The following is a 13,103-nucleotide window of genomic DNA, read 5'->3' on the forward strand; positions in this document are numbered from 1 at the left end:
GTGTTCTTCCAAAAACGCTCAAACCGTTGGCATTACAGGCGTTCGTTGAGTTCCTTGGTGAGATCTTCGTAGCCAGGCTTGCCGAGCAAACCAAACATGTTGCGCTTGTAAGCTTCAACACCTGGTTGGTTGAATGGGTTGATGCCGTTCAAGTAACCAGATACAGCAACTGCGTATTCGAAGAAGGAGATCAAGTAGCCTAAAGTGAATTCGTCTTGCTTGTCGATGGAGACAGTCATGACTGGCACACCACCATCGGTATGGGCTAAGACAACACCTTCGTAGGCTTTACGGTTAACGTAAGACATCTTCTTGCCTTCAAGGAATTCAAGGCCATCAAGGGAGCCTTTTTCAACTGGGATGGTGACATCCTTGGCTGGGTTTTCGACCCAAACCACAGTTTCCATCAAGTTGCGTAAACCTTCTTGGATGTATTGGCCCAAGGAGTGCAAGTCAGTAGTGAAGTTAGCACTTGATGGGTAGATACCCTTTTGGTCTTTACCTTCGGATTCGCCCATTAATTGCTTCCACCATTCGCCAAGGTATTGCAAGGTTGGTTCGTAGTTTTCAAGCAATTCAGTGGTGAAGCCCTTGCGGTACAAAATGTTGCGGTAAGCCGCATATTGATAAGCTTGGTTTTCAGCTAAATCGTCAGACTTGTATTCTTCACGGCCGGCAGCAGCGCCTTCCATGAGCTTGTCAATGTCACCACCAGCAACGGCGATTGGCAACAAGCCAACAGCAGAAAGTACGGAGTAACGACCGCCTAAGTCATCAGGCACAACGAATTCTTCGTAGCCTTCAGCGTCGGATTCGGACTTCAAAGCACCTTTGGCACGATCAGTAGTGGCATAGATACGGCCTTTAGCTGCTTCTTTACCATACTTTTCGATCAACTTAGCCTTCAAGACACGGAAAGCGATGGAAGGTTCAGTGGTAGTACCAGACTTGGAGATCACGTTCAAAGAGAAGTCGCGATCGCCGATTTGTTCGATCAAATCAGCTAAGTAGTTACCGGAAATAGAGTTACCAGCAAAGTAAACTTCTGGCAACTTGCGGCCTGGTTCATAGTTGCGGAAGGTGTGTGACAAGAAGTCAAACGCCATGCGGGCACCTAAGTATGAACCACCGATACCAATGGCAACGAACACTTCAGAATCAGATTGGATCTTCTTGGCAGCAGCTTTGATGCGGGCGAATTCGTCCTTGTCATAGTTAACTGGTAAGTCTAAGAAGCCACGGAAATCGGCGCCAGCGCCAGTGCCTTCCCGCAATTCTTTGTCTGCGGCAGTAACCAGTGCCTGCATTTGGCCAAGTTCGTTATCATGTACGAACGGGGTCAGCTTTGATGCGTCAAATGAAATAGTAGCCATTATTCAGCGTTCCTCCTAAAATTTTCACTCATTTACATTTTAAACTTTAAACACTAGACTTTCAAAAAGCAAGCCGCCGACGCGACATTTTTGTAAATGTTCACATCGACGGCTCCTTATATAGGTATTATTTCATCATGCCGAGGACAATGCCACCAGCAATGATCAAAATGGCACCCCAAGTGACCCAAGTCATTTCCTTGTGAGTCTTGCGTTCGCCAAGTAAGAAAATGGAGCCGAAAGTGGAGATCACGATCCCCATTTGTGACATGGAATAGGCAATCGCTAAGCCAACAGAGCTCATTGCCATCAACATGAACACATTCCCAGTGCCCCAGAATATCCCGGTGACAATGTTTTTAGCGGTTGCTTTGGCAAAAGCATCATGGCCGATGGAGAATAACAAGGCGCCAACTAACATCCCAACAGCTTGTGGCATCACGACTGCAGTCGCACCGAGATGACCGGCATTAACAACGATGGTGTAGCCGGCATAACCGGCAGTGGAGATCAACAAGGTGCGGATCCCTTTGACATAGTCACTAGAGGCTTGTGATTCACCAGTTTTTTCTTTACGGGAGGACAACGTTGCCCCAACCACCAGTAAAACTAAGGCTAACAGGCCTAAAGCAACCATTTTGCCAGTTTTCCATTCGCCGAACAACAAAGCGCCTGCTAAAGTTGATGCGACTAACTGCATCCCAGTCGACATCGGGACTGTCATGGAAACGCCGATATATTTCATGGCTTGGAACTGTTGGCTTTGTCCTAACGCCCAGAACAACCCGGACAAAATGCCTAACAGCCAAACTTTCGTATCCATTACCGGATGGGCAAATAACCAAGTGCCGATACCGAAGAACAAGGCCCCGACAGTCATCCCTAACGTTTGTTGATAAGCGTTACCGCCGAGCTTGCCACTTACTAAGCCGATAGACCCCCATGCGATTGCTGGGATCAGTGCAATAATGATCGCCATTACCTCTCCTCTTTCCAATTAGAAAATTTATAAATTACGGATTTCAATGTTTGCATTTAAAAACCACAAGTAGTTATTTTATCGTGATTTCGTTTTCATTTCAACCTTGAAATAGCGCCGTTTCGCCTATGCAAGCGGATACTGAAACCGCTATTGTTGATAAACCAATTCGGGCAATAACCGGCATAAACGCCTAAAACTCGCCAACCGTTAAGGACATTTTCAATATGCCGTTAAGTACTGAAAAAAAGTTACAAATTAGCTGTTTTTTGCACGTTTGCTCACTGGTGTCACTGAATGTTTTCACTAACTTGGATGAAAGCTTTCGACTTTCAGAAAACTTAAAAACTAAAGTATTCGCCAATTCGTTATTAAAAGCATGAAAGTTGCGTCATTATCCTATGACGCATCTAGCATAACAGCTCATTGTCAAGTTGAAAAATTTGAAACATGATCAGTAACGATTCTTACTTGCCTCAGGCGCGAAAAGCTATGGGCTCCGATAAAAAGCGTTCCGGCGGGATAGACATGGAACGCTATGACGCTCGTCGGAGCTAACTCGCAAAGACCGCGAGTGGATCTCCTTCTCGCTGGCCTCTAAGCGATAAATCGCTAAGAGCCCCACGGCTGATGTCTATCCCGCCTCCACACTTTTTATCTCCGCCCACAGCTTTTCTTCGTAGATATTGCTACCTTACAAATGAAATATGTGAGATTCAACGATGCTCGTAAATGCTAAGCATGATATCATCACATGTTTCGTCTCCACCAAGTAACACTGTGATAGTTTAGTGGCAGTGATTTGAAATGGGGATGGAAGCTGGCCGACTCGACGTGGTGAGATTCTCGTTAGCGGTTTACCGCTTACGAGAAGCCGCAGGGAAAGATCCACTTGGAACGAAGCGTAGCGACGGATCAAGTTAGCTTTCCCGAGGACCCTCACCACGTCGAGTCGAGCCAGCTGGAGTCCCCATTTCAAATCACTGAACCGCAGCCAACGGCGGCAAAAAAATAGGCTAAGACGAAATATTGTCTTAGCCTGCTAGCGATGTGGGTGAAACAAGCGATACAACCAGTAGCCGCACAAGGCGCCGGTGACATTGAAGATCACATCATCAATGTCGGCGACTCCAGAGATCAACAGAAATTGTAAACATTCAATGCATAAGCTTAACGCCAACCCGCGGATGCCGACGCGAAAGAAGCCGAATTTTTTGGTTAAGCTGGCCATCCCCCATCCAAAGGGAAGAAACCACAAAACATTGCCCACGGATTGATACCAGAAATCAAAGCGTGTGGTGCCGTACCACAGCTTAATAGTTTGGACTAACGGCTGGGTGTTGATTACTGACAAACTGCGATGCCAATGAAATACCAGCTGCCAAGGATAATAGACGTCGCGAAATACCGTCAATGCCAGCAACAACACAATGTAACCTGCAAACAGTGCAACTTTCACTTCATGGCCGAACTTCATCGGCTGATGCCGTAAAATATGCCACCCATAGCGCACTGCCAAAATAATCAGCAAATAAAGGATGGTTTTATCTAATGAATAAAATACTAAACGCAATAACGGCCAATGATTAACGTCACCTAAACGACTGTCTTCGACCGCGCGATAAACAGGTCCTAAAAACAGCATCCGCGCCCCTCCGTTGACCATATTGTAACAGAGCACAGCCGCGGTTGGATACGTCAATGATTAACTTAAGACTTCTATTAAACTCCCGTCAAAATTTGCCCAAGGCTTCAGGCACAGGTACAATATGTTAGACCAAGGTTTATGGAGGAGGTTCCTCTTGAAAATTTTCGCACGCTTGCGCACCACCAGGTTAGGCTTTTTAGCAATTTTGCTCGGCTTGATCTGGGTGAAGACGATTTTTGCCTATCATGTCGACTTCAGTTTAGGCGCCACAGGCATTATTCAACAAGTGTTACTATTACTCAATCCGCTTGGCACCAGCGCTTTGTTGCTGTCTTTGGCGATGTATCCGAAACATCCACGCCGCGCTTATGCGATCGGTATCGTGGTGTATTTGGCATTGAATTTATTACTGTTTGCCAACGTGTTGTACTACCGTGAATTCAGTGATTTCTTGACTATCACCACCATGCTTGGCGTCTCTAAAGTCGCCCAAGGCCTTGGTGCCAGCTCAATGAACATGATGACGCTGCGCGACATTGTGTATGGCCTTGATATCATCATTGTTGTCGCCGTGTTACTCATTTACGCCTTGTGGAATATCTTCCGCTATTTACAAAATCAACCACTGCGCTGGCCGCACTTTGGACTGACGCTTGATCGCCGCACGCCGCATTATCACTTGCCACAAGCAGTGTCTGCAGTCGCTGTCGCAGTATTTGCCGTGAATATGGCAGTTGCTGAGTTAAATCGACCGAACTTGTTGACCCGGACGTTTGATCATAACTACATTGTCAAATACTTAGGCCTCGCGCCATTTACACTTTATGACGGGGTCAAAACTGCACAGAATTCGCAAGTCCGCGCCAGTGCTGATGCATCAGACATGGATAAAGTCCTTGATTACACCAAAAGTCACTACGCGGCGCCGAATGTCCAATACGCCGGTGTCGCCAATGGGAAAAATGTGATCATCATTCACTTGGAGTCTTTCCAACAATTTTTGATCAACATGAAAATCGATGGCCAAGAAGTGACACCATTTCTCAATTCTTTAGTGAAAGACAAAGACACGCTGAGCTTTGACAACTTCTTCAACCAAGTTGGCGGTGGGAAAACTTCAGACGCTGAAAACATGCTAGAAACTGGGATGTTTGGCTTGGAATCTGGAAGTTTGTTTACTTCGCTGGGCACGGATAACACCTTTGAAGCAGCGCCTGCGATTTTGAATCAAACCAAAGGCTATTCCAGTGCAGTGTTTCATGGTGGCGCTGGGAGTTTCTGGAATCGCGATAATGTGTACAAGTCATTAGGTTATCAGAATTTCTTTGATGGGAATTTCTACGCGCAAGCTACTGATCAAACCACTGAATATGGGATCAAAGATAAGCTGATGTTTGGTGAAACCATTAAATACATGGAACGGATGCAACAACCTTTCTATGGGAAGATCATCACCACCACCAACCACTATCCTTTCTATGTTTCTGATCAAGATAGTGATTTTCCAGACGCTGGTACCGATGATGCAACGATCAACGGCTACTTCCGCACTGCGCATTACTTAGACGCTGCGTTAAAAGAATTCTTCGCTTACTTGAAATCCAGTGGCTTGTACAAGAACTCGTTAGTCATGATGTACGGTGATCACTATGGCATTTCTAATGATCGCAACACCACGCTAGCACCGCTGTTAGGCAAGTCTGCTAGCGATTGGACCAGCTTTGATGATGCTTATATGCAACGGGTGCCGTTGATCTTTAGCATGCCAGGCCTTAAAGGTGGTATCAAGCACACATATGGTGGGGAAATTGATGTCTTGCCGACGTTGCTTCATTTGCTCGGGGTCAACACCCAAAATTATGTGCAATTTGGGACCGACTTGTTATCTGCCCAACATGATCAAACTGTCGCCTTTCGCAATCACAACTTCGTCACCCCGCGCTACACGGTAATCGGCAACACTGTTTATCTCAACCGCACTGGCAAGCAGATCCAACCTAACGCCAGCTTGAAAGCAGAACTTGCCGCCAAGCAAGATCAAGTCAATGAAGAATTGAGTTTATCCGATACCGTTGCGTCGAAGAATTTGCTGCGTTTCTATGTGCCTAAAGGCTTTACCCCAGTTGATCCGCAACAAACAAACTTTGCCAATAGCTTAACCAACGTCTTGCAAACGGAAAAAAGCCTTGGTGATAAGTCCACTTCGCTGTATAGCAAAAATGGTGATCAAACCACCGTTGGAGATTTCCACACTGATGCCCCAGAAGTCGCTAGCGACCCAAGTATTTTAACGAAGTTCCCTAAGACCGTGCTCAAAAATAGCAGTTCCAGCACTTCCAGTTCTGAGTCAAGTTCAAGTGCCAAAGGCCTTCAACAATAATTTCCTGCGAGTCAGCAATGCTGGCTCGTTTTTATTTCCCGGGAAATCTGTCAAAACCATGGCAAATTCTCCAGAAGTTCATATTTTGTTCAAAACTGGCGACTATACTGAAATCATTCAGTGAGGTGACGACATGCGGTTTTTAGAAAGAGCGATCAAAGCACTCGGTTACCATCGCCGGCCGTATCTCGCCGGATTGTTGGTCAGCGGGTTATTTACCATCATCAGTATGGTCTTGTTGACCGCCACGCAACTCAATCTCGCCACGCAAACTGGGTTCAAGAACCGCTTGCAACAATTTGATACCTCAGCGATCAAATCGGCAGACGATTTGATCAAATCCGTCCAAACCGCATATGCTGGTGTCAATGTCCAATACGGTAATTGGTGGTGGGCGAGCATTATCGCATTAGCGGTGATCACTTTCGGATTTGCGATCTACCTGGCTAAGCAACGTCAGCAAGAAACCAATGCCTACTTATTAGTCGGGAAAAGTGCCCCTGACATCATCAGTCAATATTTGTTGGAAGGTTTAGTTGTTTTCGTCGTCGGCTTCGGCTTTGCTTGGATCGTCTTAATGTGCTTCACCCAAGTGCTTGATCAAGTCCTGGTGAAACTCAATGCCACCTTGTTAGACCAACAACTCTCAGGACAAGTGTCCGCTACTAGCTTTGCCAAGCTCACCAAAAAATTATTCGCCCATCGGATCACCGACTTTTCACAAGATAGCTTAGTCATTCCCCATCGTGGCATCGGGCCACGTCCGGAAACGAGTGTGCTCACTGGTTTATCGACCACATTTTTAAGCGGGATCTGCGCTTTGGTGATCCCCCAAACGCTTGTTTATGCCATTAGCATTTGGCGCGCGCGCCGACGCTTACGTCACCATTGATCAGGAGGTGGTCACATGGCCATTTTTCAATCACAAAAATCCAAACACTTTGAAGCGGCATTGACCAACTTGTTTACGCCTGCTGGGATGTATTACATTCACTTTGCTGATGTCGACGCCTTAAACGACTGCTTTGAGACATACGCCCAAGCCTTCATCAGCAATGGCGCCAGCAAAAAAATGGCGATCATTTCCAAAAAAGACGCCGGCATCGTGCCTTATTTAACGGTTCGTAGCAATATTTTGATCAATGGGCAACACCGTCCCTTTGCACTAGTGCCTGAAGCGTTGCGCAAAGATACCTTGTTTTTAGATGGCGATGCCACCCAGTTGTCCCCTGCGCAAAGTTTGTACATTCAATTGTTCCGCGGCTTAATGGCTGGGCGGCAATTCATTTTGATGCAAGACTTTCCTGAAAATATGGGGCCGCAAGAAACGCGACTATTTTTAAACTGCGCGCAAGAAGCAGTCGCGGCTTCTGGTGCCAGTTTAATTATTCTGACCACCGATAACGGGTTGATCCAAGCAAATCCCCGTACTAGCTGGCAAGTGGCGCCTAACTTAGACGACGCCGCTACCGCATAAGAAAAGCCTTTCGACGACTGGTCGAAAGGCTTCTTTTTATGCTTCGGCAACGGCTGAAACTTCTGAGATCATCGCACCATGTTGCTGAATATTGACTTGTTGACAACGCCAGGTTGGATGTTGCCGCTTCGCCACTTGTAAAAAGCGTTGCAGTTTGTTTTCATCTTGCCCGATCGCCAACATCGTTGAACCTGCCCCTGAAATCAACACATTTAAGCCGAGTTGTTGGCCTAAGCTTTTGATTTCTGTGAAGCCATGGATCAAGCTTGCACGGTATGGTTCTTGCATTTGATCATGCATTGCTGCTTGCAGTAACTCACGATCGCCACGTTCTAATGCTGTGGCTGCAAGCGTGCAATGCCCCATTTGATAGCTGGCTTGCGCGTATGTCATCGACTTGGGTAACACAGATCGGGCCTTTGCCGTTGATAACGGGGTATCTGGGATCACCACTGCTAATTGCCACTTGTCGGCAACTTGGTAATGCGCAACGACTGGCAATTTGTTGTTCATGATCGTCGCGGTCAACTCACCAAAAATTGCTGGTGCAACATTATCAGGATGGCCTTCCATTTCAGTGGCTAACGCTAATAGTTGGGTATCATTTAACGGTGAGTCAAACCAATAATTTGCCCCTGCTAAGCCGGCAACAATGCATGCTGCCGAACTGCCTAAGCCGCGGGCGTCAGGAATATCACAATCAACAGTCAATTGCACCCCTGGGACTGGTTTGCCAATCGCTTCACAGCCTTTTTGAAAGGCGCGATAAATCAAGTTATCTGAATTTTGAAACTTAGGATCACCACCGAGGATCGTCAGCCCTTGAGGTTGCGGTTCAAAGTCGACATTTAAATATAAATCAACTGCTAAGCCCATCACATCATAGCCGACACCGAGATTCGCACTGGTGGCTGGAACCGTTACTTTAAACATCGCGTCACATCTCCTTTGCAAGCTTGGCGACCCATGCTGGCATCGCGTCTGGTGCTAAAACCGTATCAAACCGTTCAGGTAATTGTTGCAATTGTGCTAATGGTGCTGGGATCGTCAAATGTTTGCGATCACGCAATGCAGCCATGGCGTCAAAACCTGAGTCAAAACGTTCATTCAACACCGCTTCGGCAACCACTTGCGGGAATTTGAAAGGACTCGCGGTGCTTAACAACACTGTCACGCCTGGCACTGCGAGTTGCTCTTGGACCACATAACCATTGGCGGTGTGGGGATCCATCACGTAATCTGTTTGGGCATCCACTGAAGCGATCGCCTCTTTGACCTCATCATCACTGGCAGATCCAGCGACAAAGTCTTGTTGAATGGCTTCAAGCAAGTCTGCAGTCACTTGATAACGGCCGGTTTCTGCGAGCTCTTGCATCAATGACGCGACTAACTGGCTATCGCCACCGCTTTTATAAAACAGCAATCGTTCCAAGTTGCTAGAAATTTGAATATCCATTGAAGGCGAAACGGTTTTAATAAATTCGCGGTTGCGATCGTAAATCCCAGTTTTCAAGAAATCAGCGACTTCAGAATTCGCATTAGTGGCGACGATCAACTTGTTGACTGGCAACCCCATGAGTTTGGCATAATACCCTGCCAACACATCCCCGAAGTTGCCTGTTGGGACCGTAAAGTTGATCACATCCCCTGCTTTGATGACTTCAGCTTGCACCAATTGTTGATAAGCGTTGAAGTAATACACCACTTGTGGTGCCAGGCGGCCAATGTTGATGGAGTTGGCAACCGATAACTTTACAGAACCAAGTTGGGCTGCCAATTCGGCATTGTTCAACATTTGCTTCACTGCAGTTTGCGCGTCATCAAAGTTCCCTTTGATCGCAGCGACATGCGTATTCTCACCACCAGTAGTGCGCATTTGCTTTTCTTGAATGGGACTGACGCCACCTTCAGGATAAAACGTCGCGATCCCAGTTTGTGGCACGTCTTTGAAGCCTTCTAATGCTGCTTTACCAGTGTCGCCGCTAGTGGCTGCTAAAATCAAAACTTTAGTTTGGGCATCGATGGCATTGGCCAACAAACGCGGCAACACTTGCAAGCCAATATCTTTAAACGCGCTAGTCGGCCCGTGAAAAAGTTCCAAAATATATTGATCATTTAATTTGTGAATTGGGGTGATCCGAGCATTATCCCATTGTTGACCGTAAGCCTCTGTCACCACTTGATCGATGACCGCTTCATCAAAATCTGGTAATAACGCTTTTAACACGATTTCTGCTTGGCCTTGATAATTGGTGGCCAGCATTTTAGTCAAATCAACGGTTGGCAATTGTGGTAAGACGAAAAGCCCGCCGTCTGTGGCAAAACCTTGTGTCAGTGCTTGTTTGCTATTCAGTTGAAGTTTGGCGTTGCGGGTGCTGGTATACATGTCGGGCCTCGTTTTCCGGTTGAACGCAAAATTTTCAGGTCAACCAAGTTTTCATTTGCAATGGCATACTGGTTATGATAATCTGTTCAGTATTCAAATACAAGTGTTTATTGATTTAAAACACAAGAAATCGAGGATCGCCATGAAAATTGCAATTTTAGGCTACGGCACGATCGGCTCAGGCGTCGACAAAATCATCAACTCACAAATCAACCAAACCAAGACGCTGACCGTCACCCGTTTGCTCACTCGGCCTGCCGATGTGTCCGTTGATCTCCGCGCCACTAGCGATATTGATGCAATATTGGCAGATCCCGATTTAGATGCAGTCGTTGAAACCATGGGTGGGATCGAACCGGCGCATACTTATATCATGCAAGCCTTAAACGCTGGCCTTCACGTCGTTACTGCCAATAAAGCCGTGGTGGCGCGCTACTTGCGAGAATTTAACGAAGCCGCAGAAGCTAACCACGTCCACTTCTACTATGAAGCGACGACTGGCGGTGGTATTCCTTGGTTGAAAAACTTAGAAAATGCCGCCCGCGTCGATGATGTGTCCCATATTTCCGGAATCTTTAACGGCACTAGCAACTATATTCTCGATCAAATGAGCAAAACTGGCGCGGACTTCGCCGATGCTTTGGCCCAAGCACAAGCATTAGGCTATGCGGAAAAAGACCCCACCGCTGATGTCGATGGGATCGATGTCGCCAACAAATTACGGATCTCCACTGCCATCGCCTACAACGCAACTCCAGATTTTGCATTACCGACCATCGGCATTCGTCGCGTATCTGCAGCGGACATTCAATGGGCAGATGATCATGGCTTAGCGATTCGCTTGATCGGCTCCAGTCGCCGCGATCACCACCGCTTTACAGCAGTGATCGCCCCAACGTTAGTGTCCAAGCACAGTTTAGAAGCCAACTGCCCAGATAATTTCAACTTGATCCGCTTAGTCGGCAATACCATTGGCGAATTACAATTCTTCGGACAAGGTGCCGGACAGTTGCCTACTGCACATGCGATCATTCAAGACTTATTAGATATCGACCAACATGTCCCGCATTTAAGTCGCCATTTTAATCGCGATTTATTCAACGACGCTGACTTGATGCGCGGCACTTGGTTATTCCGTGATGCCAATGGTTGGCAAACGCTTGAACACGCAACGGCGGGAGAAATCAGCGTGCGCTTAGCCCAAGATCCACAAGCTGCCGCTTATCGCGTGGCTTCGGAGGTGAATGTGAATGACGACAGTTTCTAAATTTGGTGGGTCTTCAATGGCTAACGCTGAACAATTTGCAAAAGTCAAAGCGATCCTTAATGCTGATCCCAATCGGCGGTATCTTGTGGTTTCTGCCGCAGGGAAAGATCCTGAACATCCAGTGAAGCTCACTGATTTATTGTTGCGCATCGCCGCTTCTGATGATCAAGCGCTGTTTGATCAAGTCATCGCCCGGCTTGAACCGATCAAAGTCGCCTTAAATTTACAATTTGACTTACAACAAGCCGTCGCTGAGATTCAACAAGAGTGGAATGCACATCACGACCATGATTATTTAGTCAGTCGCGGAGAATTTCTGACTGCGCATTTAATGGGCGAATATCTCAACTGGCCAGTGCTTGATGCCACTAAGGTGATGTTGTTTGATCGCGATCAATTTGATGCCACCGCTTCTGCACATGCCTTAGCCCAAGCCCCGGAACATTTTGTGTTGCCAGGTTTTTATGGCGGTGATGAAACCGGGTGTGTTCATTTGATGCCGCGTGGTGGCTCTGATATTTCTGGTGCTTGGTTGGCGAACTTATTGAATGTCGACTTATATGAGAACTGGACAGATGTGTCAGGGATCCTTATGGCAGATCCGCGGGTTGTTCATCAACCAAAAGCTATCGATGAACTGACTTACGCGGAATTGCGTGAATTGACCTTCATGGGAGCAGCAGTGTTTCAAGCAGATGCCGTGCAACCGGTTCGCGCAAAAGGCATTCCCACACGGATCTTAAACACGAATCGGCCTCAAGACTCAGGAACTTTGGTGGTGCGTGCTAGCAACTTAGATGGCCCATTAACTGGGATCGCTGGTCGCCGGCATTACACCGTCATCACCTTGAAAAAATATCAACTTGCCGCCCATCTTGAAGTGGTGCAACAAGCGTTATCCGTGATGGCAGACCACCAATTAAAAGTTGTGTATATGCCCACGTCGATCGATACCTTAAATTTGATTTGCCACGGCACCCTCGATATCGCCAAACGCCAACGTTTAGCTAAAGATTTAGTCAGTGCTTGTGCCCCTGATGATTTAGCGATTCAAACCAACATTGCCTTGATCTCGACGATTTCACAACGGTTAGCTAAACGCCCTGCCATTGCCGGACGACTCCTCGCTTATCTGGATGACAACAACATTCCGGTGCGCTTAGTCTCGCAAAACTCAGGAGATTCCAACTTGTTGATCGGGGTCGCCACCAATGATTATGCGCGGGCGCTGAATGCGATTTATCAGAATTTCTTGCATACGCGTAACGCACCGGAACCTTATTTTGGGGCGTAATTAAAAAGACCCCGCAGTTGCCTTGCTTGCCAGATCTGTGGAATCTTCTTAATGGCTAACCTTTCGGCCTTTTCTTCCAAGCAACGTCACCACCAATAATGGCAGTAATGACCGCACCCAGTTGAGCAGGGGTTAAGCTAGCAGAGAGGGAAAATGTAAGTGTGACAACTTTATTGGACTGGTAACTAGCCAGTTCCCGTTGCCGACCGTCAGTAACCCATGATTAAGCATTTAAGTCTTGTCACGGTTCACTTATTTATGAAATACTACCTTCAGAGAGAAAATGTAGTATCGATTCA

Annotated in this window: 10 protein-coding genes; 5 read left to right on the plus strand and 5 right to left on the minus strand. The window is 46.9% G+C overall.

Features of this window, described 5'->3' with window-relative positions:
• Positions 1-32: 32 nt before the first annotated feature.
• The 3 genes from EKM92_RS09380 to EKM92_RS09390 form a co-directional block, all read right to left on the minus strand.
• Positions 33-1,373: a glucose-6-phosphate isomerase gene (locus EKM92_RS09380; RefSeq protein WP_125710150.1), complete on the minus strand. Its 1,341-nt coding sequence runs from the start codon at positions 1,371-1,373 to the stop codon at positions 33-35.
• 127 nt (positions 1,374-1,500) lie between these two features.
• Positions 1,501-2,352, minus strand: a complete 852-nt coding sequence (locus tag EKM92_RS09385; protein WP_125710152.1) for a GRP family sugar transporter — start codon at positions 2,350-2,352, stop codon at positions 1,501-1,503.
• Between the two features lie 1,042 nt (positions 2,353-3,394).
• Positions 3,395-3,997, minus strand: coding sequence for a VanZ family protein (locus tag EKM92_RS09390; protein ID WP_125710154.1), 603 nt, complete (start codon positions 3,995-3,997; stop codon positions 3,395-3,397).
• Positions 3,998-4,121: 124 nt separating this feature from the next.
• On the opposite strand from EKM92_RS09390, the gene EKM92_RS09395 reads away from it, so the two are divergent.
• The 3 genes from EKM92_RS09395 to EKM92_RS09405 all read left to right on the plus strand — a co-directional run bounded on the left by EKM92_RS09395 (position 4,122) and on the right by EKM92_RS09405 (position 7,857).
• Positions 4,122-6,380 carry an LTA synthase family protein gene (locus EKM92_RS09395; RefSeq protein ID WP_125710156.1) on the plus strand — a complete coding sequence of 753 codons (2,259 nt, stop codon included), beginning with the start codon at positions 4,122-4,124 and terminating at the stop codon, positions 6,378-6,380.
• 133 nt (positions 6,381-6,513) lie between these two features.
• Complete coding sequence (locus tag EKM92_RS09400) at positions 6,514-7,272, plus strand: FtsX-like permease family protein (protein WP_125710158.1); 759 nt, start codon at positions 6,514-6,516, stop codon at positions 7,270-7,272.
• Between the two features lie 15 nt (positions 7,273-7,287).
• Positions 7,288-7,857 carry a hypothetical protein gene (locus tag EKM92_RS09405; protein WP_125710160.1) on the plus strand — a complete coding sequence of 190 codons (570 nt, stop codon included), beginning with the start codon at positions 7,288-7,290 and terminating at the stop codon, positions 7,855-7,857.
• Positions 7,858-7,893: 36 nt separating this feature from the next.
• Here the strand turns inward: EKM92_RS09405 and thrB are convergent, their stop codons facing one another.
• Both thrB and thrC read right to left on the minus strand, forming a co-directional pair.
• Entirely contained in the window at positions 7,894-8,790 is an 897-nt protein-coding gene (gene thrB / locus EKM92_RS09410) for a homoserine kinase (protein ID WP_125710162.1), read from the minus strand.
• A 4-nt stretch (positions 8,791-8,794) separates the two neighbouring features.
• Positions 8,795-10,243, minus strand: a complete 1,449-nt coding sequence (thrC, locus tag EKM92_RS09415) for a threonine synthase (protein ID WP_125710164.1) — start codon at positions 10,241-10,243, stop codon at positions 8,795-8,797.
• Positions 10,244-10,385: 142 nt separating this feature from the next.
• On the opposite strand from thrC, the gene EKM92_RS09420 reads away from it, so the two are divergent.
• Both EKM92_RS09420 and EKM92_RS09425 read left to right on the plus strand, forming a co-directional pair.
• Positions 10,386-11,510 (plus strand): homoserine dehydrogenase, encoded by a 1,125-nt coding sequence (locus EKM92_RS09420; protein WP_164509960.1) that lies wholly within the window; start codon positions 10,386-10,388, stop codon positions 11,508-11,510.
• A complete protein-coding gene (locus tag EKM92_RS09425) occupies positions 11,494-12,804 on the plus strand; it encodes an amino acid kinase family protein (protein ID WP_125710168.1) in 1,311 nt (436 codons plus the stop codon). The genes EKM92_RS09420 and EKM92_RS09425 overlap by 17 nt, the downstream gene beginning before the upstream one ends.
• Positions 12,805-13,103: the final 299 nt, after the last annotated feature.

This window comes from Lacticaseibacillus porcinae (assembly GCF_003946305.1).
GTDB lineage: Bacteria > Bacillota > Bacilli > Lactobacillales > Lactobacillaceae > Lacticaseibacillus > Lacticaseibacillus porcinae.

Bases quoted from the DNA above. Each gene is read 5' to 3' on its own strand.
- thrB (WP_125710162.1), bottom strand. From the start codon at position 8,790: ATGTTTAAAGTAACGGTTCCAGCCACCAGTGCGAATCTCGGTGTCGGC.
- EKM92_RS09385 (WP_125710152.1), bottom strand. From the start codon at position 2,352: ATGGCGATCATTATTGCACTGATCCCAGCAATCGCATGGGGGTCTATC.
- thrC (WP_125710164.1), bottom strand. From the start codon at position 10,243: ATGTATACCAGCACCCGCAACGCCAAACTTCAACTGAATAGCAAACAA.
- EKM92_RS09420 (WP_164509960.1), top strand. From the start codon at position 10,386: ATGAAAATTGCAATTTTAGGCTACGGCACGATCGGCTCAGGCGTCGAC.
- EKM92_RS09400 (WP_125710158.1), top strand. From the start codon at position 6,514: ATGCGGTTTTTAGAAAGAGCGATCAAAGCACTCGGTTACCATCGCCGG.
- EKM92_RS09390 (WP_125710154.1), bottom strand. From the start codon at position 3,997: ATGCTGTTTTTAGGACCTGTTTATCGCGCGGTCGAAGACAGTCGTTTA.
- EKM92_RS09380 (WP_125710150.1), bottom strand. From the start codon at position 1,373: ATGGCTACTATTTCATTTGACGCATCAAAGCTGACCCCGTTCGTACAT.
- EKM92_RS09405 (WP_125710160.1), top strand. From the start codon at position 7,288: ATGGCCATTTTTCAATCACAAAAATCCAAACACTTTGAAGCGGCATTG.
- EKM92_RS09425 (WP_125710168.1), top strand. From the start codon at position 11,494: ATGACGACAGTTTCTAAATTTGGTGGGTCTTCAATGGCTAACGCTGAA.
- EKM92_RS09395 (WP_125710156.1), top strand. From the start codon at position 4,122: ATGTTAGACCAAGGTTTATGGAGGAGGTTCCTCTTGAAAATTTTCGCA.